The following is a 22,477-nucleotide window of genomic DNA, read 5'->3' on the forward strand; positions in this document are numbered from 1 at the left end:
GGGGTTTGCTGTGCGAACCGGCAAATCACGTTTCCATGACAGGAACCCGGTATTTCGTCACGAATCTGTCGTCCCCGCCGGGAACGACCGCTTCTCCGGAGAGATCGACGGCGGCTTTTGCGGCTTTGGTCCAATTCACGCCGACCGGACTACACCGTTCGGGTTCCTTGTCACACGGCGTGATGCTTTAGTCTCCAGGCCATGTCTGTCGTCAACGCCGACCGCACGGCCAGCGAACGAGTGACCGCCGAGGAGCCGGAGACCCCGGACACGACCTCCGACGAGCCAACCCGTTTCCGACGGATCCGCGCCGACCTGCTGATCCTGGCCGGCTTCATCGCCGTTGGCGCCTACCTCTTCGCGCACGTCTGGCTGTCGCCGGGCGAGCGCTACCTTGCGCACAGTTACAACGACCACTATCAGTTCGAGTGGTTCCTGGCCGTTGACACCTATAACCTGACCCACTTCCAGAACCCGTTCTTCACCGAGTTTCAGAACTCCGGGATCGGCGTCAACCTGATGGGCAACGCGAGCGTGCTGGGCCTGGCCCTGCCGCTGCTGCCGATCACGCTGCTCTTCGGGGCGAGCGTGAGCTTCGTGATCGCGGTCACCCTCGGCTTCGCACTCACCGGGTTCGGGTGGTATCTGGTCCTGCACCGCGACGTCGAGGTGCACCGGGCCGCAGCCGTGCTGGGCGGCGGGTTCATGGCCTTCGCGCCGACGATCGTCTCGCACGGCAACGCGCACCTCAACCTGGTGTCGATGTTCCTGGTGCCGTGGATCGTGCGCTTCGCGCTGAAGCTCTTCCACACCACCCGGCCGGTCCGTGACGGGCTGATCCTCGGCCTGCTGATCACCTACCAGGCCTTCATCGGCGAAGAGATCCTGCTGATGACCGCGATCGCGCTGGGCCTGTTCGTGATCGCCTACGCGTTCCCGTGGCGGCCGGACGTGCGCGCGATGGTGCGGCCGTTCCTGACCGGACTCGGCGTCGCCGTCGGGGTCTCGCTGCCGCTGCTGGCCTACCCGCTGTGGATGCAGTTCGCCGGGCCGCGGCACTACGCCAGCCTCGGCGGCCTGGCCTACGTCACCAACGACCTCAACACCCTCTTCGAATACTCCACCACCTCGCTCGGCAACCTCGACGGCACCCTGACGTCGACGAACTACTCCGAGGAGAACGGCTACTTCGGCTGGACCCTGCTGATCCTGGGTGCCGGCATCGCGGTGTGGCTGTGGCGGGAGCGGCTGGCCCGCACGGTGGCCATCGTGGGCGCGATCGGCCTCGCGTTCAGCCTCGGCCCGGACGTGCGGTGGCACTACGAGAGCACCGGGGTGCCGGGGCCGTGGAAGCTCTTCGTCGAGCTGCCGGTCCTCGACTCGATGAACGTCGGCCGCTTCACCTTCCTGGCCGTGGTCGGGCTCGGCGTGCTGCTGGCCCTGTCCACCGACCGGATCCTCAAGGCGCGGACCGAGGGGGTGCCGCTGCGCCTGGTGTGGGCGGCCGTCCTCGCCGCCGTGCTGGTGCCCTTGCTGCCGCTGCCCCTGCCCGCGATCGGGCGCGCGCCGGTGCCGAAGTTCTTCACCGCCGGGACCTACAAGCAGTATGTGGCCGATCAGCACACGGTCGTCCCGGTGCCGGTCCTGCAGTCCGTCGGTGACATCACCGCGCTCGAGTGGCAGATGGCCGCCGACATGCACTTCCGGCTGCCGGAGGGGTACTTCATGGGCCCGCTCGGCCCTGACAAGATCGCGACCAACTCGCCCCCGCCGGGCCCGGTGAACACCGTGCTACTGAGCGTCACCCGCACCGGCAAGGCCGTCACGCTGACCGCCACCCAGAAGGCCGACATGCTGGCCGAACTTCGCACCTGGAAGGCCGACGCGATCGTGGTCTACCGGACCAAGTCACTGCCACAGCTCCGTGAGACGCTTGACCCGCTGCTCGGCACTGGCCGGCAGGTCGACGACGTCTGGGTCTGGGACGTCCGCGCGCTGACCAATGGTTGATTTCCGCACCGAGACACCCAGGGAGCTTGGGGCATGAGCACGACCGCAGAAGAGACGACACTGTCCGTCGTCGTGCCGATGTACAACGAGGAGGCCGTCCTCCCGATCATGGCCGAGCGGCTGCGCAAGGTGCTGGACGGGCTCGACGTCTCCTACGAGGTGGTCGCGGTCGACGACGGCAGTACCGACGCCACCGCCGCCGTCCTGGTCGGCCTGCGCCGCTACTGGCCCCAGCTGCGGATCATCCGGCTGCGGCGCAACGGCGGCCACCAGGCCGCCCTCACCGCGGGTCTGCACCGCTCCACCGGCGCCTTCGTGGTCAGCATCGACGCCGACCTGCAGGACCCGCCGGAGCTCATCAAGGACATGCTCGACCTGGCCCGGTCGCAAAACCTGGACATCGTCTACGGCGTGCGCGACGACCGCAGCACCGACACGGTCTTCAAGCGCTGGACCGCCGGCGTCTACTACCGCATGATGCGCCGCATCGCCGGCAACCGAGTCCCGCACAACGCGGGCGACTTCCGGCTGCTGAGCCGGGTCACGGTCGACGCCCTGCGGGCCCTGCCGGAGCAGCAGCCGGTCTACCGCCTGCTCGTGCCCTGGCTCGGCTTCCCCAGCGGCACGGTGACCTACAGCCGCGAGCGCCGCGCCGCCGGCGAGACGAAGTATCCGCTGACCAAGATGGTGCGCCTGGCCGCGGACAGCGTGACCAGCTTCTCGGCCGCACCGCTGCGCATCGCCACCTGGCTGGGCCTGGCCGGCTTCGCCATCTGCATGGCCCTGGTCGTCTGGGTCCTGGTCGCCTACTTCCTCGGCGTGACCGTCCCCGGCTGGGCGTCGCTGTCCGTGGTGCTGCTCTTCCTCGGCGCCGTCCAGCTGCTCTGCCTGGGCCTGCTGGGCGAATACGTCGGCCGCATCTTCGCCGCCTCCCAGGGCCGCCCGACGTTCTTCATCGCCTACGACTCCGCCGAGGACCCCACCCCCCTCCCGACCGCCCCCCTCCAGCGCCAGCCCGAGCCGGACCCGGTCTCCGCGACCCGCTGACCGAGCTCGCACAGCACGCGGCCGGCGCCCGAGTTCGGGGCGCCGGCCGGTTTCGTTCTAGCCCTGTTGCTGGGTTGGGCGGACCAGCATTTCGTTGATGGCCGCGTGGCGGGGGCGGGTCACGATGTAGGCGATCGCGTCCGCGATGTCTTCGGCCTGTAGGCGCTCTACGCCCTCGAAGCGTTGGGCGATCGTGTCGCGGACCTCCGGGCGGTTGTGGCCGGCCAGTTCGGTGGCGACCGCGCCCGGTTCGACCAGGGAGATGCGGACGAAGCGGCCGGTGACCTCCTGGCGCAGGGCCTCGCTGAAGGCGCCGACCGCGTGCTTCGTGGCGTTGTAGACGCCGCTGCCACTGCGGGCGACCCGGCCCGCCACCGAGCTGATGTTGACCATGTCGGCGACCTGGCGCGGGGCTTCGGTGGCCGCCGTGAGCAGGTGTGGCAGGGCGGCTTTGGCGCAGTACAGCAGGCCGAGGACGTTGATGGAGACCATCCGCTCCCACTCTTCGACGGGAGCGTCGGCGACCGGGCCGAGCAGCATCACGCCGGCGTTGTTGACGAGCGTGTCCAGGCGGCCGAGCTCCTGCACCGTCCGGCTGACCGCCGCCTCGGCCTGCTCGCGCTGGGTGATGTCGGCCTCGATGACCAGTGCCCGGCCGCCCGCGGTCGTGATGCGGCCGGCCAGGTCGGCGAGGCGGTCGCCGCGCCGGGCGGCTACGGCCACCGCGGCGCCGCGCTCGGCCAGGGCCAGCGCGGCCGCCTCGCCGATGCCGCTGGAAGCGCCGGTCACCAGCGCGACTGTTCCGTCGAGAGTTCCCATACCCGCGACGCTACCCACTCAGCGACAGGTACCCGTCCTCGAGGCTCGGCTCCAGGGGCTTGGCCTGGCTGCCCGGGGCCCGCTGGGCCACGATGCGGTAGCGCATGCCGTCCTCGTGCGGGAGCGCCGAGACCACGGTGCCCTCGGGCGGGGGCGGCCCGGCGGTGACGACGGACCACACGCGGCCCTCGGCCCGGCGGGTCAGCTCGGCAACGGTGCCGCGGAAGGTGAGCCGGCCCTTCGCCAGCACCGCCACCTCGCGGCAGGTCTGGGCGATATCGTCGACGATGTGGGTGCTGAGCAGGACGGTCCGGCGCCCGGCGGACTGCGACAGCAGGTTGCGAAACCGGATGCGCTCCTCGGGGTCCAGGCCGGCGGTCGGTTCGTCGACGATCAGCAGCTGGGGGTCGGCCAGCAGCGCCTGGGCGATGCCGACGCGCTGGCGCATGCCGCCGGAGAAGCCCCGCAGCCGGCGGTCCGCGTGCTCGGTCAGCGCGACCACCTCGAGCAGTTCGCCGACGCGCCGGCGGCGGGCGGGCCGGTCGTCCAGGCCCTTCAGCAGGGCCACGTAGTCCAGGAACTGGCGGGCCGTCAGGTCCGGGTATACGCCCAGGTCCTGCGGCAGGTAGCCGAGCTCGCGCTGCACGGCGGTCCGGCCGGGGGCGGTGGCGATGTCGTGGCCGCCCACGGTGACCCGGCCGGCCGTCGGGCGGGCGATGCCGGCGAGGATGCGCATCAGCGTGGTCTTGCCGGCCCCGTTGGCGCCCAGCAGCCCGAACATGCCGGTCGGCACGGTCAGGTCAAGCCCGTCGAGGGCGGCCACCCCGCCGCGGTAGGTCTTGGTCAGGCCGGCGATCTCGATCCGCATAACTGGAAGTCCTCTCATCGAATCCGGCGGGCGCGCAGCGCGGCGCCACCGGCGAGGGTGGCGGCCGCGATGGCCAGCAGCACACCGATGGACAGCCACGCGGTCGCCGGCGTCGGGTCGGGCCGCAGGAAGTTGAACACCGCACCGGGCACCGGCCCGGCCAGAGCCTGGTCGCCTTCGATGCCGTGGAAGTCGAGCAGGCCGGCCATCGGGTAGCCGCCGAGCGGGTGGATGAGCGTCCCGGCCAGGGTCGGCATCATCTCCGGGGCGGCCAGGTTGCCCCAGAGCCAGTAGCCGACGAAGAGCACCCGGAACAGCGGGGCGGGCATGGTCAGCGGCACCGCGAGGGCCACCGCGGCCACGAACAGCAGCCCCGGCACCATGACGACGCCGATGGCGGCCAGCGCCCAGCCCAGCGCGGCCGGCGCGCCCGTATTGACGGCGTAGGCGGCGGTGAAACCCAGGTATACGACGAAGACCGGGATCGCGGTCGCGGCCGCCGCGCCCAGGTATTTGCCGACCAGCCGGCCCCACGGGTGCGCGGGCGTGGCGTCCAGGATCGGCGCCACCCGCAGCCGGTCGTCGCGGACCAGGCGGTCGGCCAGCAGGCAGCCGTAGCCGATCGTCAGCAGGGCGTGGATCTGCAGCGCCAGGCCGATGACCGCGGTGCGGGCCGCGGGCGGGCGCTCGGCCGGGTCGAACAGGTCGCGCAGGAGGCTCCCGCCGATGAGGATGAACAGCAGCACCGACAGGGCCGGCACGATCCACACCGAGCGCTTGCGGATCTGCATCCGAAACTCGTACTTGAACGTGGACGTCATTCGTCTTCCTCCCGGATGAGCCGTTCGGAGCGGCCCAGCACCAGCAGGGCCAGGGCGGTGAGCACGACGCCGGTGCCGAGGAGCGTCAGCCGGTTGGCCGTCCAGTCGTCCGGCTTCGCGCCGCGGGTGGTCGCGAAGAGGTACAGCAGCCGCCCGGGCAGTCGCTCTTGCGCCGCACCGGCGAAGAACTGCTGAATCGCCCACAGCGTGGTGACGATGGCTCCGGCCCCGGCCGGGCTGCGCAGGATCGCGCCCGCGGCGAAGCCCAGTCCACTCAGGCCGGCCGTCGGCGCGATCCAGGTGAGCTGGCCGGCGAGCACGCCGTGGCTGGCCGGCCAGCGCGCCCACCAGCCGGTCGCGATGAGCGTGGCCGCCGTCAGCGCCGCGACCACGGCGGCCCAGCCCAACGTCACCGCCATCCGCCGCAGGAGCGTGAAGCGGTATCGCGTGCGGGTGGTCAGCTGCAGCTCGATCGCCGGGTCGCGGCCGACGAGCGAGGCGCAGGCGACGGCGGCGGCCAGCGGCACCGCCATCTCGAGCCCGGCCAGCAGGATGCGCGCGGTGCTGGTGTCGCCGGGCAGCGGATTGGCCAGCGCGGCCGCGACGCCGGCGGCGACGGCGATCGGCGGGCCGAGGACCGCCGCCCAGCCCGCCCGTCGGACCTCGTGCCGCCAGAGGGTCAGTGGTCTCACATCGGGTTGGTTGCACGCCATCCGTCGCGAGGTTCACCGGCCAGCACGATCGCCGCGACGGCGACGGCGGCCGCCACCACGAGCACCGGCGCGTTCGTCGACCAGGCGGAGACGACGAACCGGGCCGGCCAGCCGTCGGAGGCCGGCAGGCCACCGGCCATCACCCGCACGACCCACAGCCCGACCGCCACCGCGAGCGCCACGTCCGGGCCGAACCGCACCGCGGCCAGCAGGCTCAGCGCGGACAGCAGCACCATCGGCCCGAGCCAGGGCCGCACGCCGACGCCCAGCCCAGCCGCGGCGGCCAGGGTGAGCACCAGGTCATAGCCGAACACGAGCGCGATCCGGATGAGCACCAGCAGCCGCCCGGGCGTCGGCATGGTCCCGATCAGCTCGGCCACCGGGTCCCGCCGCGACCGATACGTCCCGGCGATCCCGGCCGCCGCGACGACCGGCGCGACCAGCCCCAGCATCGGGCCCGCGCCGATCGGGGCGGTGCTGCGCAGCAGCACCAGCGCCACGCCCAGGGCCAGCACCAGCGCCGAGGCGATCGGCACCGCGAACCGGATCAGCCGCAGCTCGGCCAGCATCAGCGCGGCCAGGTTGGGCTTCGCGGACCGGCGCACGGCCGGCTCCTCGAACGCGCTGCGGTGCAGCACGGCCCGCACCAGCCGCTCCGGGTCCGGCGGGGCCTCGGCCGGGGCGGCGGCGGCCGCGATCCCCTGCCACGCGGCGAGCTCGGCCCGGCAGCCGGCGCAGCCCTCGAGGTGGGCGCGGAGCCGGTCGCGCTCCGGACCACGCAGGGCCCCGGCGGCGTATGCGGGCAGCCAGTCCTTCATTCGGTCACCTCCTGGGCGGTGAGCTGCGCGACGACCGCGGCCCGGGCGTGGTAGAGGCGGCTCTTCACCGTCCCGACCGGAATCGCCAGCACCTCGGCCACGTCGGCCAGCGGCAGCCCGGCCACGAACACCAGCGCGATCACGTCCCGATGATGCTCCGGCAGCCGGTCGATGGCCGCCGCCACGGGTGTGCCACCGGCCGCCGCGATCGCCAGCTCCTCGGGCCCGGCACTGAGATCGGCCCGCTCCGGCAGCTCGGCCCCGGCCGGCGTCGGCGCGCCCCGTCCCCGCAGCCGGTTGTGCGCCTGCCGCCGCGCCACCCCGAACAGCCAGGTGCTGACCTTGGCCCGCCCCTCGAACGCGGCCGCTGAGCGCCAGACCGCGAGCATGGTGTCCTGCAGGATCTCCTCGGCCACCATGCGGTCCCCGGCGAGTCGTTGCAAATAGCCGAAGAGCGGTCGGCGGTACTGCGTGTAAAGCCGCCCGAGCGCACCCGCGTCCCCGGCCGCGACCGACCGCAGCAGCTCCTCGTCGCCGCCGGCCTCCATGCCACATGGGTAGCAGCGCCCCCACCCCGAGGTTCACCGCCGCACAGCCCGGTCTCAGCCGGGGTTGTGCTGCTGCCGGCCGGCCTACTCGGCGCGAAGGGCGGTGGCGATGCGGGACCGGGCCGCCCAGCCGGCCGGCACCAGCGCGCCGAGCACCGCGATCACGATGCCGACCCCGCCCAGCAGCGCCAGGGTGCCGCCGTCGTAGACGTCCGTGATCGACGCGGGCAGGGTCGTGTTCGCCGCGTTCCCCACCGCGGGCATGATCCAGCCGTGGACGGACACGCCGAGCGGTACGGCGATCATGCCGGCCACCACGCCGAGGCCGACCATCGACGCGACCACCATGGCCCGGACCTGGCGCGGGGTCATGCCGACGGTCTTCAGCACGCCGATCTCGTGGACCCGCTCGCGGACGTTGAGCACGACGGTGTTGAACACGCCGAGCGCGGCGACCGCCGTCAGCACCAGCGTCAGCGTGGCGATCAGCGAGTACAGCAGGACGAAGCCGTCCTCGCTCTCGTCCTGCACCCGGTTCGTCGCCCGGAGACCGCCGGAGGCCGCGTCGAGCCCTTGGATGTAGGCGTCGATCGAGGTCCCCGGTTTGAGGGCGATGTCGTACTCCTGCGGCTCGATCCGCGTCGTGAGGCCGGTCAGGGCCGACGAGTCGACGACCAGCCCGGCATCCGCGTCGCCGAAGTATTCCCCGACGACGGTCAGCGAACGTTGCCCACCCTCGGCGCTGACGGTGATCGTGTCGCCGACGTGGTGCCCGGTGGTGCGCAGCAGCGCTGAAGCGGCGATCGCCTCGCCGGCGCCCTGGTACCAACGCCCGGTGACCATCGTCAGGCCGGTCCAGGTCGCGTCGCCCGCATACCAGTTGACGCGCACCTGGTCCTTCGCGCCGATGACGGTGGCGTCGAAATTGCCGCCGGCCACGTAGTGGGCCGTGCCGGCCTGGGCCTTGATCGCGGACTCCAGCTTGGTCAGGTCCGGGGTGCCGTTCGGGTTGCCGATGTCGCGCACGTGCGGGATCGGCACCGCGACCGGGACCGCGTCCGTGCGGCTGATCGCCTGCGACACCCGGCTCAGCGAGCTGGTCAGCCCCACGGCGAAGACCATGGTCACCGCGCCCAGCAGGATCGCCACCACGGTGCCGGCCGAGCGCCCGGGCCGGGACAGCGGTGTGCCGAGGCCGAAGCTGACCGGCCGGGGCAGGCCGGTCGCGGCCAGCCAGCGCCGGACCCGGAAGCCGCGGCCGGTCCGCGGGGCCCGGCCCATGCTGATCGCCTGCATGGCCGGCAGCCGGCCGGCCCGCACCGCGGGGACCGCGGCCGCCACGGCGAGGATCGCCGCCACCCCGGCCAGCGCGGCCAGGTCGACCCACACCGGGATGCTCGACTGCCCCGACGCGTTGTAGGCCCGCGACGCCTGCGCCAGCAGCGGCAGGGCGAGCAGGTTGCCGAGCAGCACCCCGCAGGCACTGCCGACGACCCCGGGGATGAACATCTGCCCGGCGTACATCGAGACCACCTGGCCGGGCGTGAAGCCGAGCGTCTTGCGGATGCCGATCGTCTGGTAGCCGGCTATCACGGCCCCGCTGACCACGTTGGCCACCACGAGCGCGGCCATCACCAGCCCCAGCACGGCGAACGCCAGCACGAAGGGGACCAGTGGCGCGGTGTGCCGGCCCGCCTCCTGCTTCGAGCTCAGGTAGCTCGACGACCCGGACAGCGCCTTCTCCGGCAGGGTCGCGGTCACCGCGGCCAGGCTCGCGTTGACCGCGGCGGTGTCGGCGGCCGAGTCGAACCGGTACAGCATCTCCAGCCCGGTGTGCGGTTCGCCGGCCGGGCGCAGGACGTCGGACTGGGTCGGCCAGACCCACGCGCCGGCCGTGCCGGTGACCGAATACGCGATGCCGACCACGGTCAGGTCGACCTTGCTGTCCCCGGCGGTCAGGGTGACGGTACCCCCGATGCTCGTGAACGCATCCCACGGCGGCCCGTCGCCACTGCGGCCCAGCACGATCTGCCCGGCGCCGGTCAGCCAGTGTCCACTGTCGAGCGTCAGCCGGTCCACCGCGCCCTGCTGCTCCTGACGGCCGGCGACGAGCAGCTCACCCACAAGGTGCCGACGGCCGGCGGAGATCTCGGCGGAGACCGTCTCGAACGGGCCGGCGCCGGCCCGCACGCCCTTCGTCGTCGCCGTGGTCGCGAGCGCGGCGGTGCCGGTCACCGCCGGATCGAACTGCGCGGTCACGTGCGCACCGGACTGGTCCTTGAAGGCGTGGTCGAACGGCGCGTCGGAGACCACCAGCAGCCCCAGCCCCAGGACGGCGGTACCGGTGGACAGCAGCGTGACGGCGGCCACGACCGCGCTCTGCAGCCGGCGCCGGCGCACCCCGGCCCGGATGGATGCCCAGACCGCGCTCATCGCAGTGCACCGGCCTCGACGCGGCCGTCGCGCAGCGTGATCAGCCGGGTGGCGCAGTGCCGGGCCACCTCCGCGTCGTGGGTCACGACCACCAGGGTCTGCCCGGACTGGTTCAGCTCCCGCAGCAGCTCGACCACCTGCTCGCCGGTGCGCGCGTCCACGGCCCCGGTCGGCTCGTCGGCCAGCAGCAGGGCCGGGCGGTTCATCAACGCCCGGGCCACCGCCACCCGCTGGCGCTGGCCGCCCGACAGCCGGGCCGGGTAGGCGTCGGCCTTGTCGGCGATGCCCAGCGACTCGAGCAGCTCCGCCGCCCGCGCCCGGGCGGCCGGCTTGGACCCGCCGGCCAGCTGCGCGGGCAGCAGCACGTTGTCCCGGACGGTCATGTCGTCGAGCAGGTGGAAGAACTGGAAGATGACCCCGATCCGGCCGCGCCGGAACCGGGCCAGCTCGGCCTCCGACAGCCGGCCCAGGTCCTCCCCGGCCACCTCCACCGCGCCGCTGTCGGCCCGGTCGACCCCGGCGATGAGGTTGAGCATCGTCGACTTCCCACTGCCCGAGGGGCCCATCACGGCCACCGCCTCGCCCGCCTGGACCTCGACGGTCACGTGATCCAGCGCCGGCGGCGCCGCGGACTCGTAGCGGCGGGTGACGCCGCGCAGGCTCACCACTGTCTGGTTCGTCATGGGTGCTGACGCTATGAAGGTCGCGACGTCCGGGCGTCCGGCAAAGTGCGGAACTCCGGCCACCGATTCGAGCACGCCGTCAACCGAGCGAGGTACGCGCATCGATCACGCGATGGATGCCGGCGCCCGGGCCGCCCGACACAATGAGGTGGTGTACGCGTGGCTGCGCCGGTCCGTGCCGGGTCTGAGGGTGTCACGGGGCGACCTGCTCCTCGCGCTCGCCCTCTCGGCCGCCACCCTGTGGCTGGCCGAGGACCAGGTCGGCGACCACCCGCCCGGGGACCATACCGTCATGGTCCACTCCGTGAAGGTTCCGTGGACCGCCCCGCCCGAGCCGGAAGTCGACTTCTTCCGCCCGGAGCCACCCTCCGCCCTCGATCACTGGATAGCCGCCCTCAACCTGCTCGTCACCCTGCCGCTGGCGTTCCGCCGGCGCCGCCCGGTGATCGCGTTCGCCGCACAGTTCGCCGGAGTGTTCGCCGCGACCGGCGGGCTGACCCTGTTCAGCCTGATCGCGCTCCTCATCGGCGCCTACACGGTCGCGGCCATGGCTCGCCGCCCGGCCTACGCGCTGGGCATGCTCGCGGCGGGGGCGGCCGTCGCCGGGGTCTCGTTCGCCCGCAACGAGCCGAACCTCGACGTCCCCAGCGCGCTCGCGCCGTTCGCGCTGCTGCTGCCGGTGGGCCTGGCCGGGATCGCGATCCGCGCCGCCCGGCTCCGCGCGGAGGCGTCGCAGCAGCGGGCCGAGGCGCTGGCCCGGGAGCGCGAGCAGGCCACCCGGGCGGCCGCCGCCCAGGAGCGCGCCCGGATCGCCCGCGAACTGCACGACGTGGTCAGCCACCACGTCAGCATGATGACCATCCAGGCCGGCGCCGCCACGAAGATCCTCGACAGCCGGCCGGACCTGGCCCGCGGCGCGATGACCGCGGTCGAGTCCAGCGGCCGGGAGGCGATGCACGAGCTGCGCCAGCTGCTCGGCGTGCTCAGCCCGTCGGCGGCCGAGGGCGGTGCTTCGCCGCGGGCGGGGGTCGCGGTCGGCGGCGGGCCGCTCGCCCCGCAGCCCGGCCTGGCCCAGATGACCAGCCTGGTGGAGTCGGTCCGAGACGCCGGGCAGCCGGTACGGGCGAGCGTGCCGGACGAATTGGAGCTGCCGGTGACGATCGACCTGGCCGCATACCGGGTGGCTCAGGAGGCGCTGACCAACGCGCTGCGATACGCGCCGGGTGCGCGCACCTCGGTGCGGGTCGAGGTGGACGGTGACGATCTCGTGGTCGATGTCTCCAACGAGGCGCCCGCGTCGTCGCCGCCGGGTGGCGCCGGTACCGGCTCCGGCCTGGCCGGCCTGGCCGAACGGGTCCGGCTCTGCGGCGGTACCCTCGCCGCCCGTCCCCTCGTGGGTGGCGGCTTCACGGTCCACGCCCGCCTGCCCCTGCGGCCGGACGCCGCGTCGTGACCGCCCCGAAGGTCCTCATCGTCGACGACCAGGCGCTGGTCCGCACCGGCTTCGCCATGATCCTCATGGCCGCGGGCATCGAGGTGGTGGGCGAGGCCGCCGACGGCGAAGCAGCGGTGACCGCCGCCCGGCGACTGCGCCCCGACGTGGTCCTCATGGACATCCGGATGCCGGGCCTGGACGGGCTGGCCGCGACCCGCCAGATCCTGGCCGACCAGCCGCTGACCGAGGCCGGCACCCCGCTCCGCGTCATCGTGCTCACGACGTTCGACCTGGACCAGTACGTCTACGCCGCCCTGTCCGGCGGCGCCAGCGGCTTCCTGCTCAAGGACGTGACCCCCGACCACTTGGTGGCCTCCGTCCGCCTGGTCCAGACCGGCGACGCCCTGCTCTCCCCGAGCATCACCAGACGCCTCGTGGAGCGCTTCGCCGCCCCCAACCCGAAGATCCGCGACCTTGAGATCCTGACGACCCGCGAACGCGAGGTCCTGACCATGCTGGCCCGCGGCCGCAGCAACCCAGAGCTGGCCGCCGACCTAAACCTGAGCGAAGCAACAGTAAAAACCCACGTCACCCGCATCTTGACCAAGCTAGCCCTACGAGACCGAGTCCAAGCAGTAGTACTGGCCTACGAAACCGGCCTGGTAAGCCCCGGCTCACCCGAATAGCGCGCCAGCCGCGCCCCGTGAATGCCGCCAACCCAAAGCCAAAGGCGAGAAAATCCGAAGCCGAAGGCGAGCCAAACCGAGCCGAAGGCGAGACCCCCGACGGCGATCACAGCGGGGCAGAAGTCCAAGCGGCGACTGTTGAGGGGGTGTGGGTGGAGCTTGCTCCACCACTGGGGAGCGAAGCGAAGCGAGCGCGAGGAATGCGCGACTAGCAAACGCAAGCGGCCCCCGCCGCGAAGCAGGGGCCGCCGATCTAGTCGCGCGCCCGAAGGGACTCGAACCCCTAACCTTCTGATCCGTAGTCAGATGCTCTATCCGTTGAGCTACGGGCGCTTGGTGCTCGCCTAGTGTACACACCCGCCACACCAGGTTTTGCGCGGAGGCTCCGGGATTCGAACCCGGGATGGGCTTTAAGACCCAAACCGCATTAGCAGTGCGGCGCCATAGACCGAACTAGGCGAAGCCTCCAGCTGTCCCCGTCACCGGGGACCGCCGTCCGAGGATACAGGCAGGCTATGTAACCCGGCAAAGCGGGTACACCTATCGGCGGGTCGGGTCGGCGGGGGCTGAGCGGTCGCAGAACGGGTGCTCAGGGCGGTTGGCCATTACGCTCGTGCAGATGGGAGAGGACGTGACTCCGCCTCGGCGTCGGGAAGAGCCGAAGGGCCAGGATCCGGATTCGGTACCGCCGGCAGGCCGGGCCCTCGGCGATACGTCTTTGCGGTTTGAGCCGCCGCCGCAGGAGGCGGTGGAGGATGAGGCGGCGAAGGCTCCACCTCGGCCGCGTACTCCGGCTCCGATCACGCCTTTCGCACCGGCTCAGCCGACGGTGGCCAGCACCCCGTTCCAGAAGGCCACACCGCCGCCGGCCCAGAAGGCCACACCACCGGCGCAGCAGACGACCCCGCCGGCGCTGAAGGCCACTCCTCCTCCGGCCCGAAAGGCCCCACCCCCGCCAGCTCAGAAGGCCGCGCCGCCGCCGGCTCAGAAGGCCGCGCCGCCAGCGGAAAAAGCCATGCCCGCAAAGAAGGCCACGCCCGCGCAAAAGGCCGTGCCCGCGCAGAAGGCCATGCCCGCGCGAAAAGCCATGCCCGCGGAAGAGGCCACGCTCGCGCAAAAGGCCATGTCCGCGCAGAAGGCCACACCTGCGGAAGAGGCCACGCCCGCGAAGCAGTCGGCTCCGGCCAAGAAGACGGCCGCCGCGAAGAAGACCACGCCGCCGCCCGAGCCCGAGCCCGAGCTGCCACCGCCACCAGCACCGCCCGCCGCGGCCAAGAAGGCCGTCGCGAAGAAGGCCACTCCGACCAAGAAGGCCACCCCGGCCAAAAAGGCCCCAGCTACCAAAGCCCCAGCTACCAAAGTCCCAGCCACGAAAGCCGCGGCCAAGAAGACCGCCCCGCCCGAAGAACCCCCGGCGAAGAAGACGGCCGCCAAAAAAGCAGCAGTGAAAAAGGCCACTCCCCCAGCCGCGACCACCCCCGAACCCGAGCCGATCATCGAGCCACCACGCCCCGTGATCAGCGAGGAACCCAAAGTAGAACCCACCCAACCCGTTTCAGTTGACGAACAAAGTGACGAACCGACCGACTCGAGCGGCCTCAATCCGGCCTACATCCCGGAGACCCTGGCCCTGGCCGCCGTCGACCGCCTCGCCGCCGGAGCCAAGCGACGAGTCGGCTGGTATCAGCTGACGTACCCCGGCGTCGACGGCGAGGCCATCTCCCGGGCCATCACCCGCGAGTTTGTCCGCCGCGCGCGCCGCCTGGGCTTCGCCGCCGGCCTCGTCGGGCCGACGGGACTGGTGGTGGAGGCGGCCGGCGTCGCCTGGCTGCAGGCCAAGCTCGTGCTGCACCTGGCCGCCGCGTTCGGCCACGACCCGCAGGACCGGCGCCGCGCGGCCGAGCTGCTCGTCCTGCAGCGCATCCACGGGACGGTGGAGACGGCGGAGGCGGCGGTGCGCGCGGCCGAGCGGGCGGACGGCCGGCGGGCCAATCCGCGGGTCGCGGCCGATCGGGTCGGTGGCCCGCTGGCCCGGATGGTCGGCGGCGGGCTACTGCGGGCGGCCGCGGCCCGGCTGGCGCGGCGGGTCGTCCCGGGCGCCGGGCTGATCGTGGGCTCCGTCACTGCGGCCCGCAGCACCGAACGTTTAGCGGCGCGCGCGGTGCGGTACTACCGCGGTTTTCGGTAAACATCGGAGTCCTTGAACTTCTGAACAAGTGCTTACGACCCGGGCCACGCTGAACTGCGAGTGGCGCGCCGGGGGTAGAACTACATGTACGGGGAGTAAGGAGCGCCATCGTCGTGGCCTCGAATAGCGGGCTGGACAGCAACCGGAAACGAACCGGCAACGTCTTGGTCACTGTAGAAGCCGAACCGGGGCAAGATGGGGGACGCCAACGTGAACTGCGCTTATGTATAGTCCCACCCTGTGTCGCTCTCCTCTGGCGCTATCGAATCTGACGCCGCCGACGTGAACGATATCGACATCTATGGATTGCACGCGGAGCGAGATCCGGTGAACGGCGAGGCCGGGCCCAAGGCCGTCGCCACCCCCACCGTGCCGGTGGACACCCCCAAGGCTTCCGTCGGCGCACCCGTCCTCGACGACTCCCCCACCGACGAGCGCGCGGCCGATTCGGTCGAAGCGACGGGTGAGGCATCCACGGACGTCGAGGCCGACGGCACGTACGACGCCGATCGGGCCGCGACCCCCAAATGGCGGGCGTGGATGCGTCCGTGGATGGAGCCGTGGCTGCGCTCCTTCCGGGCCGCGTTCGGTGTGTGGCTGGGCGCGATCACGGCGTACCTCTTCGTGACGTTCTTCGCCTGGCGCTTCGTGCCCACGCGCGTTCCGCCGGTGCACGACCTGATGGGCACCTGGTACAAGTACGACACGGTCTTCTATGTCCGCATCGCCGAGGACGGCTACCTGTGGAGCAAGTTCGCCCCGGCGTTCTATCCGCTCTACCCGGCCCTCATCAAGGGGCTCAACCCGATCTTCCCCGGCGGCGGCCTGCCCGCGGCGCTGTTCATCAGTGTCATGTTCGGCCTGGTCGCGCTCGTGATGCTGCACCGCCTCGTGGACTTCGAGTTCGGCGAGAAGGTCGCCAGCCGCACGACGTTTTACATCGCGGCCTTCCCGGCCGGCTTCTTCCTGTTCGCGGCCTACAACGAGTCGCTCTTCCTGGCGCTGGTCCTCATCTCCCTCTACGCCGCGCGCAAGGGCAACTTCTGGGTCGCCAACATCGCCGCCGCCTTCGCGGGCTCGACCCGGCTCTTCGGACTACTCCTGGCCGCGCCGCTGGTCTATGAGTACATGCGGCAGCGGGGCTGGAGCATCCGCAAGATCCGCTGGGACGCGCTCGGCTTCGGGCTCATCCCGACCGGCGTGGTCGCCTTCTCGATCTTCCTGTACCGCACGACCGGCGACTGGCTGGCCTTCAGTCACGCCCAGGACGGCTGGAAGCGCAAGTACGACTGGCCCGGCGCGCCGATGTGGAAGACGCTGAAGCTGCTCAACGACAAGCCGTATCTGCAGGACTGGCGGCTGCTGCAGCTGGTCAACCTGGTCGTCGTGGCCGGCGCGATCATCCTGCTGCTGCTCGCACTGCGTCGCAAGAGCCGGCTGGGCTTCCGCCCCGACCAGTACTACCTGCTCGTCTACGCCGCGGTGCCGATCCTGCTGTTCATCTCCACCGAGACGGGCTGGCCCAACTACCTGATGTCGGCCACGCGCATCGCGCTGGAGTGGTTCCCGGCCTTCATCGTTCTGGGTCTGATGGGCCGCAGCCGGGCGTTCGAGCGGTTCTACCTGATGCTGGCGATCATGGCCCAGGGCATGTTCCTGGCCCCAATGCTCGTCGGCCTCCAGTTCACCGCGTAGGCAAAAGCCCGAACCCCCAAGCTCACGGAATCGTCGGCCGCTGCGGCCCGATCGCCACGGTCGTCCAGGCCCGGGCCGCAGTACCGTCGCCGAACTCGATGAGACCCAGGTAGCGCTTCGAGGGCTCCAGCCCCTGCCAGCCCACGTCGAAGTGCAGGGCATCGTTCGGCGCCACCGGCCGCACCTTCGGCGACACGGTCAGGTTGCCGGTCAACGGGGCGCCGACCACGAACAGGTGCGCCTTCGCCACCTGCTCGTTCAGCGTCGGCGGCAGTCCGAACTGCACGACGTACACCTGGAAGACTCCGGAGCCCCCGGTCAGCGGCACCTCTTCGTCGGAGGTGGTGCCGTCGCTGCGGCCGACCAGCTCGCCGTCCTGGTAGACGTAGAGGTCCAGGTCGGTCCCGGGCGCGACGTCGGCGTCATACGTGGCCAGCCGGGCCAGCTTCATCGCCGGCGGCAGCGTGAACTCGAAGCTGAAGATCGCCGGCGACAGCCCCGGCGCCGACGGCACGAACGCTGCGGTCGAGCCGATCAGCTTCTGGCTGTGCTCGCTCGAGGCCGCGAGGCCGTAGGGGTGGGCGGTGATCGTGCCGCTGTACCCGGCGAGCAGGTCGATGCCCGCGTGGCCGGCCGCCCCGGTGCCGGTGATCTCGCCCGGGCCGGTCAGCGCGACCGGGCGGACCGCGATCGGGCTGCGCACGGAGTGGCCGCGCAGGTCGGTCCAGGTCAAGGCGCCGAAGGTGTACTCCCTGTAAGTCGCATCGGTCCGCTTCACGGTGACTTTGAACGACGCGGAGCCGCCGGCCGGGACGGTGAGCGTCGGCGGGCTGACCTCGACCGTGGTCCCGGGCGGCGCCGTGACCGCGGCGACGTACACGCTGGGCAGGCCGGCGACGTTGGTCACGGTCCGGGTCACGGTCTGGTCGCCGGGCAGCGAGCCGATCCCGATCGACGGGTAGTTCAGATCGCTCGGGTCGATCCGGCCGACCACCGGGCACCAGTCGCTGGCCAGCTGCAGCTGGTCGATGCCGCAGGCGTACCGCGCCCAGTCCGACGCCCCCGCGTCGTACACCAGCCCGGGGTCGAACGCGCGGGCCGGCCGGACCTGGCCGGAGCCGTCGTCGAACGGGTTGGCCGGTCGGCTGCCGCGCTGGATGGCCCCGCCGGTGTTGTCGGCGTTGCCGGCCGTCGTCATCAGCGCCGACTTGAGCGCGGCCGGCGACCACTGCGGGTGCCGGGCCCGCAGCAGCGCGGCGATCCCGGCGATGTGCGGGCTGGACATCGAGGTGCCGCTCTCGCCGTCCCACATGTTGCCGTGGTGGCCGGCCGGGGACACGCCGGCGACGATGTCGACGCCCGGTGCGGTGAGGTCGGGCTTGATGAGGTCCCCGGAGCCGGCGTCGGCCGGGCCGGTCGAGGAGAACGCGGCCATGGCGGGCGCGCGGGCGACGGTGGTCGTGGTCGCGGAGAGCGCGGCGTGCGGGTTGACGCCGCGGGTGTACTCCTTGATGGCCGCCCCGGCCACCTCGTCCACGTGCACTGTGGGAATGACGTGGTAGTCGGCGTTCAAGGAGTTCTCGCTGGGGTTGTAGAGCACCATCCCGACCCCGCCGGCGTCGCGCACGGCGATGCTCTTGTCGACCCGCGGGTTCACGCCCCGCTTGCACAGCACGATCCGGCCCTTGACCTTTGCCGGGTCCAGCGCGCCCGGGTAGCACAGCTCGACCTTGTCGGCCGCGGCGTCGGCCAGTCCCGCGTTCACGGAGTCGACCAGCGGCGCGTCCGGTACCGGATCGCCCTGCCCGATGCCCTGATAGGTCTTGCCGTTGCCGAGCGTCACGCTCTTGATCGCACCGCGGTCGTGCGAGCTCGCGGCGACCGTCGTCACCCACGGCGCGTTGTGAGCGACGCTGGAGGCGTCCGGGCCCTCGTTGCCGGCCGACGCGGCGATGAACACGCCGGCCGCGGCCGCGTTGTAGAAGGCGAGGCTGATCGGGTCGACGACCAGCCGGGTGGAGCCGGAGACGGAGTAGTTGATGACGTCGGCGCCGTCGGCGACCGCGTCGTCGATGGCCGCGAGCAGGTCGACGGTGCCGCCCGAGCCCTCGCCGTCCTCCTGCCGCCACAGCGCCTTGTACACGGCGATCCGCGCGGCCGGGGCCATCCCCGAGACGTTGCCGACCGGCTTGCCGTTGATCGTCGCCGGCACGTAGTAGTCTCCGGCGGCGGTGGTGGCGGTGTGGGTACCGTGCCCGTCGTAGTCCCGCGGCGACCGGAACTCCCCGGTCCAGTCGCCGAAGCCGCTGCTGTCGTAGTACCGGGCCCCGATCACCTTGTTGTTGCACGTCACCTGCTGCTGCGGGGTGCCGGTGCCGCTCACGCAGGTGCCCCGCCACTTGCCGTCGATCGCCGCCTGGTCGGGGCGCGGCTCGGGCAGCGCGGCCAGGCTGGGGTTCTCGGGCCAGAACCCGGTGTCGATGTCGGCGATGATCATGCCTTCGCCGGCGTGGCCGGGGTCGCCGAACTCCTTCGCCCACACGCCGTCGCTGCCGGTCAGCCCGAGGAACGCGGGCGTGCCGAACGTCTCGGCGGTGCGCCGCTCGTTCTTCCAGATCCGCGCGACCCCGGGGGTCCGCTGTACCTTCTCGCGCTGGGCGGCGGTGAGCGCGGCCGCGAACCCGTTGAACACGGTGTCGTAGTCCCGGACGGTCTTGCCGATGCCGGCCCGGCGCCGGACGGACTCCCGGTTCGCGCGCACGGCGGCCTTGGCGCTCTCGGTCCGCAGCGCCGGATCACCCGCGAGCTGCACGATATAGAGTGTCGTGTCCGATTTTGCAGAAGCCGGCGTTGGTACTGCGAACACGCCGGACAGCACCAGGGTGACTACGAGAAGGATTCGGCCCACACAGCCAGGCTAATTGTCGGATTTGCTCTAGTTCAGGAATCCGAGATGATCCTTGAGCAGCGCATAGCCGACGAAGGACACGATGTCGAGGATCGAGTGCGCGACGATGAGCGGCATCACGCGCTGGGTCCGGCGGAAGAAGTACCCGAAAACCAGCCCCATCACGAAGTTGCCGACGAACCCGCCGAAGCCCTGGTAGAGGTGGTACGACCCGCGGATCACGGCACTCGTGACAACCGCCGCCCACCAGCCCCACCGCAGGTCGCGCAGGCGGCTCAGGAGGTACGCGATCATCACGACCTCCTCGAGCACCCCGTTCTCGACCGCCGACAGGATCAGCACGGGCGTCGTCCACCAGTGCTCGGTGAGCCCCGAGGGCACGATCTGCGCACTGATGCCGAGCTGCCGGGCCGCCCACACGAGCCCGAGCCCGGGCAGGCCGATCAACGCGGCCATGGCGACACCCCGCCACAGGTCGCCGACCGGGCGGCGGGCGTCCAGCCCGATCTCGTGCGGCTCCGGGTCGCGGCGCAAGAGGTGCACCGCCAGCAGCGCCGGGATCAGCGGACTGGCGATGTAGTAGAGCTGGTAGATCAGGTCGAGCCAGGGCCGGTCGGCGACGATCGTCGGGTTGAGGGTCGCGGTCTGCTGCGACAGTGGCGCGACGTAGGTGAGCCGGTCAACGATCCTGATGATCGAGTAGACCGCCGACGCGCCGAGCGAAACACCGAGCACGAGCAGGATCTCGGCCCTGAGCCCACGCTTCTCGATCACGCGGGCAACTGTACTGAGCCGAGGGCGAGCGGGCGGCCACCGCACCTGGGCCGCCCGCCCGCTCAGACATCACCGAAGGCGTCGTACTTGATGCGGATCGCCGGGACCTGCATCTCGGCGAGCGTTCTCAGGGTGGACCGCACCATGGTCGGCGATCCGGAGACGAAGAAGTCGTGGTCCCGCCAGGGCCCGTAGCGGGCCACGATGTCGGAGACGTTGCCGTGCTCGCCGGGGAAGTCCGGGTCGTCGCTGGTCGCCGCCACGACCGACAGCCACGGGTAGCGGGCCGCGAGCCGGTTCAGGCAGGCCAGGTCGTAGAGGTCGTCGCGGTCCTTGGCGCCGAAGAAGACGTGCACCCAGCGGGTCCGGTTGGCCCTGGTCATCTCCTCGATCAGCGCCTTGATCGGCGCCAGCCCGGTGCCGCCGGCGACGCAAACGATGTCCCGGGTCGAGCGGCGGTCCAGCGTCATCTGGCCCATCGGGGCCCCCAGGCGGATCATGTCGCCCGGCTGCACCCGCCGGACCAGGGCCGACGACACCCAGCCGGCCCCGACGGCGCGGACGTGGAAGTCGAGCGAGCCGTCCTTGCGCGGCGCGTTGGCCACCGAGTACACCCGCCACAGCCGCGGCTGATACTTCGTCTCGACGCTGACGTACTGCCCCGCGCGGTACTCCAGCGGCTGCAACGGCTTGACGGTCATGACGGCGATGTCCCGGCTGCGCCGCTCGTGATATAGCACCTCGGCGTGCCAGTAGGGCGGGTTGCTGGAGTCGGCCTCGGCACCGGCGATCATCTTGGCCGCGATGACCGCGTACGCGTCGCTCCAGGCCTGGTCGAACTCGATGGACCACTGGTCGCCGGCGAACGTGCGCAGAGCCTCCATCAGCGCGCTGCCGACGACCTCGTAGTGCTCCGGCTGCACGTGGAACTTGCGGTGGTCCCGGCCGAGCGACTGCAGGTACTCATCGAGGTGCTCCGGATCGTCGACCGTCTGGATGGCCGAGACGATCGCGCCCATCAGCCGGGAGCGCTGGACGTCCATGTGCACGGGGAACAGGTCCCGCAGCTGCGGGTTGCTGAGGAACATGCGCGCGTAGAAGTAGCTGGCGAGCTTGTCCTGGTGCTCCTCGACGAGGGTCCAGCTCTCCTTCAGTAATCGCGACAGATTGCTCATCGGTGCCCTTCGCGGTCAAACGTAGGTGCCGTCCGCGAATCAGCGTCACTACCTGCGAAGACAACGCGACGCACTGCATGTGCGACGTGGCGTGTGCGGGCGCGAAATCCCCCGTGACGCGCCGGTGCGAAGCACTGGACATGCCACGTCGCATCCTCCGAACGGCGGCGTCGCACCGGCTGTCCGGCTGGTCCCGGGCGCTCCGGCGCACGGTTGGCCCCAGGCGTTCAGAACCCGCGGAGGTGCCCGTGCCCACCCTGTCCGATCGTGAGGTCTTAACCGCACTCGACGAACGGATGCAAAGCTTCGTCCGCCGTCAGGAGATGATGTTCGTTGCTACCGGTGACCCTGACGACGGCCATGACTGCACGTTCGTCACGGGCGGCACGGGCTTCGTCCGGATACTGAGCGTGAATCGTCTCGCGTGGCCCGAGTTCGACGACGTGAGCCTTTCCACCGCGGTCGCCGACATTCAGCACGACCCGCGAATCAGCCTGTTGTTCGTCGACTTCGCCCGGGGCGCGATCGGTCTGCACGTCAGCGGCCTGGCGAAGGTCCTGGACGACGACGCCATGCGCCGGGCCTACCGCAAACTCAACCTCGACCCCTCCCTCGACCTGGTAGCCGAGCGCCGACCGGCCCGCTGGATCACCGTTTACGTAGCGGAGGCATACCTGTCGGCGGCCGGCGAACTCGACTGAGCACCGTCGAAACTAAACGTTACCTAATCCCTTAAGAATCGCACGCATTCATTCACGTTCAACGAGACCTAAAGGGGTTCACACCCGGCTCACCGCCACTCACACTGGGTGGATGGCGCTGAGCCGGGCCGACGCATTTCCGCAACTGCACCCGT

At 71.3% G+C, this 22,477-nt stretch carries 18 protein-coding genes and 2 tRNA genes; 7 read left to right on the forward strand and 13 right to left on the reverse strand.

All coding sequences use genetic code 11. The features are described from left to right. The first annotated feature begins 201 nt into the window (after positions 1–201). The gene (locus tag ACIA8L_RS49425; protein ID WP_395916162.1) at positions 202–2,010 is read left to right on the forward strand and encodes a hypothetical protein; all 1,809 of its coding nucleotides are present in this window, start codon (positions 202–204) and stop codon (positions 2,008–2,010) included. A 33-nt stretch (positions 2,011–2,043) separates the two neighbouring features. Further along, positions 2,044–3,057 carry a glycosyltransferase family 2 protein gene (locus tag ACIA8L_RS49430; protein WP_395916163.1) on the forward strand — a complete coding sequence of 338 codons (1,014 nt, stop codon included), beginning with the start codon at positions 2,044–2,046 and terminating at the stop codon, positions 3,055–3,057. Positions 3,058–3,114: 57 nt separating this feature from the next. Here the strand turns inward: ACIA8L_RS49430 and ACIA8L_RS49435 are convergent, their stop codons facing one another. From ACIA8L_RS49435 to ACIA8L_RS49470, 8 genes are all read right to left on the reverse strand, one after another. Further along, a complete protein-coding gene (locus ACIA8L_RS49435; protein ID WP_395916165.1) occupies positions 3,115–3,876 on the reverse strand; it encodes an SDR family NAD(P)-dependent oxidoreductase in 762 nt (253 codons plus the stop codon). Positions 3,877–3,886: 10 nt separating this feature from the next. Further along, a complete protein-coding gene (locus ACIA8L_RS49440) occupies positions 3,887–4,744 on the reverse strand; it encodes an ABC transporter ATP-binding protein (RefSeq protein ID WP_395916167.1) in 858 nt (285 codons plus the stop codon). A gap of 14 nt (positions 4,745–4,758) precedes the next feature. Continuing rightward, positions 4,759–5,565: an ABC transporter permease gene (locus tag ACIA8L_RS49445; RefSeq protein WP_395916168.1), complete on the reverse strand. Its 807-nt coding sequence runs from the start codon at positions 5,563–5,565 to the stop codon at positions 4,759–4,761. Next, on the reverse strand, positions 5,562–6,257 hold the full coding sequence (locus tag ACIA8L_RS49450; RefSeq protein WP_395916169.1) for a hypothetical protein: 696 nt from the start codon (positions 6,255–6,257) through the stop codon (positions 5,562–5,564). Before ACIA8L_RS49450 ends, ACIA8L_RS49445 begins: the two co-directional genes overlap by 4 nt. Beyond that, a complete protein-coding gene (locus ACIA8L_RS49455) occupies positions 6,254–7,096 on the reverse strand; it encodes an anti-sigma factor (RefSeq protein WP_395916170.1) in 843 nt (280 codons plus the stop codon). Before ACIA8L_RS49455 ends, ACIA8L_RS49450 begins: the two co-directional genes overlap by 4 nt. Continuing rightward, positions 7,093–7,644, reverse strand: coding sequence for an RNA polymerase sigma factor (locus tag ACIA8L_RS49460; RefSeq protein ID WP_395916172.1), 552 nt, complete (start codon positions 7,642–7,644; stop codon positions 7,093–7,095). The genes ACIA8L_RS49455 and ACIA8L_RS49460 overlap by 4 nt, the downstream gene beginning before the upstream one ends. A gap of 84 nt (positions 7,645–7,728) precedes the next feature. Further along, the gene (locus ACIA8L_RS49465; protein WP_395916174.1) at positions 7,729–10,077 is read right to left on the reverse strand and encodes an FtsX-like permease family protein; all 2,349 of its coding nucleotides are present in this window, start codon (positions 10,075–10,077) and stop codon (positions 7,729–7,731) included. Further along, positions 10,074–10,760, reverse strand: a complete 687-nt coding sequence (locus tag ACIA8L_RS49470; RefSeq protein WP_395916176.1) for an ABC transporter ATP-binding protein — start codon at positions 10,758–10,760, stop codon at positions 10,074–10,076. Before ACIA8L_RS49470 ends, ACIA8L_RS49465 begins: the two co-directional genes overlap by 4 nt. A 151-nt stretch (positions 10,761–10,911) precedes the next feature. On the opposite strand from ACIA8L_RS49470, the gene ACIA8L_RS49475 reads away from it, so the two are divergent. Both ACIA8L_RS49475 and ACIA8L_RS49480 read left to right on the forward strand, forming a co-directional pair. Further along, a complete protein-coding gene (locus tag ACIA8L_RS49475) occupies positions 10,912–12,213 on the forward strand; it encodes a sensor histidine kinase (protein WP_395916178.1) in 1,302 nt (433 codons plus the stop codon). Then, a complete protein-coding gene (locus ACIA8L_RS49480; protein ID WP_395916180.1) occupies positions 12,210–12,881 on the forward strand; it encodes a response regulator in 672 nt (223 codons plus the stop codon). The genes ACIA8L_RS49475 and ACIA8L_RS49480 overlap by 4 nt, the downstream gene beginning before the upstream one ends. A 260-nt stretch (positions 12,882–13,141) precedes the next feature. Here ACIA8L_RS49480 and ACIA8L_RS49485 read toward each other — a convergent pair. Then, positions 13,142–13,214, reverse strand: a tRNA-Arg gene (locus ACIA8L_RS49485). Positions 13,215–13,258: 44 nt separating this feature from the next. After that, positions 13,259–13,349, reverse strand: a tRNA-Ser gene (locus ACIA8L_RS49490). A gap of 151 nt (positions 13,350–13,500) precedes the next feature. Here ACIA8L_RS49490 and ACIA8L_RS49495 point away from each other — a divergent pair. Both ACIA8L_RS49495 and ACIA8L_RS49500 read left to right on the forward strand, forming a co-directional pair. Continuing rightward, a complete protein-coding gene (locus tag ACIA8L_RS49495) occupies positions 13,501–15,069 on the forward strand; it encodes a hypothetical protein (protein WP_395916182.1) in 1,569 nt (522 codons plus the stop codon). A 282-nt stretch (positions 15,070–15,351) separates the two neighbouring features. Further along, on the forward strand, positions 15,352–16,764 hold the full coding sequence (locus ACIA8L_RS49500; RefSeq protein WP_395916184.1) for a mannosyltransferase family protein: 1,413 nt from the start codon (positions 15,352–15,354) through the stop codon (positions 16,762–16,764). 22 nt (positions 16,765–16,786) lie between these two features. Here ACIA8L_RS49500 and ACIA8L_RS49505 read toward each other — a convergent pair whose 3' ends face one another. The 3 genes from ACIA8L_RS49505 to ACIA8L_RS49515 form a co-directional block, all read right to left on the reverse strand. Beyond that, the gene (locus tag ACIA8L_RS49505) at positions 16,787–19,576 is read right to left on the reverse strand and encodes a S8 family peptidase (RefSeq protein ID WP_395916186.1); all 2,790 of its coding nucleotides are present in this window, start codon (positions 19,574–19,576) and stop codon (positions 16,787–16,789) included. 123 nt (positions 19,577–19,699) lie between these two features. Next, positions 19,700–20,446, reverse strand: coding sequence for a CPBP family intramembrane glutamic endopeptidase (locus ACIA8L_RS49510; protein WP_395916188.1), 747 nt, complete (start codon positions 20,444–20,446; stop codon positions 19,700–19,702). Positions 20,447–20,508: 62 nt separating this feature from the next. Next, entirely contained in the window at positions 20,509–21,621 is a 1,113-nt protein-coding gene (locus tag ACIA8L_RS49515) for a globin domain-containing protein (protein WP_395916190.1), read from the reverse strand. 248 nt (positions 21,622–21,869) lie between these two features. Between ACIA8L_RS49515 and ACIA8L_RS49520 the strand changes: the two genes are divergently transcribed. Further along, positions 21,870–22,322 (forward strand): pyridoxamine 5'-phosphate oxidase family protein, encoded by a 453-nt coding sequence (locus ACIA8L_RS49520; RefSeq protein ID WP_395916192.1) that lies wholly within the window; start codon positions 21,870–21,872, stop codon positions 22,320–22,322. The last annotated feature ends 155 nt before the right edge of the window (positions 22,323–22,477 follow it).

The organism is Dactylosporangium sp. NPDC051541 (assembly GCF_044454505.1).
Lineage (GTDB): Bacteria > Actinomycetota > Actinomycetes > Mycobacteriales > Micromonosporaceae > Dactylosporangium.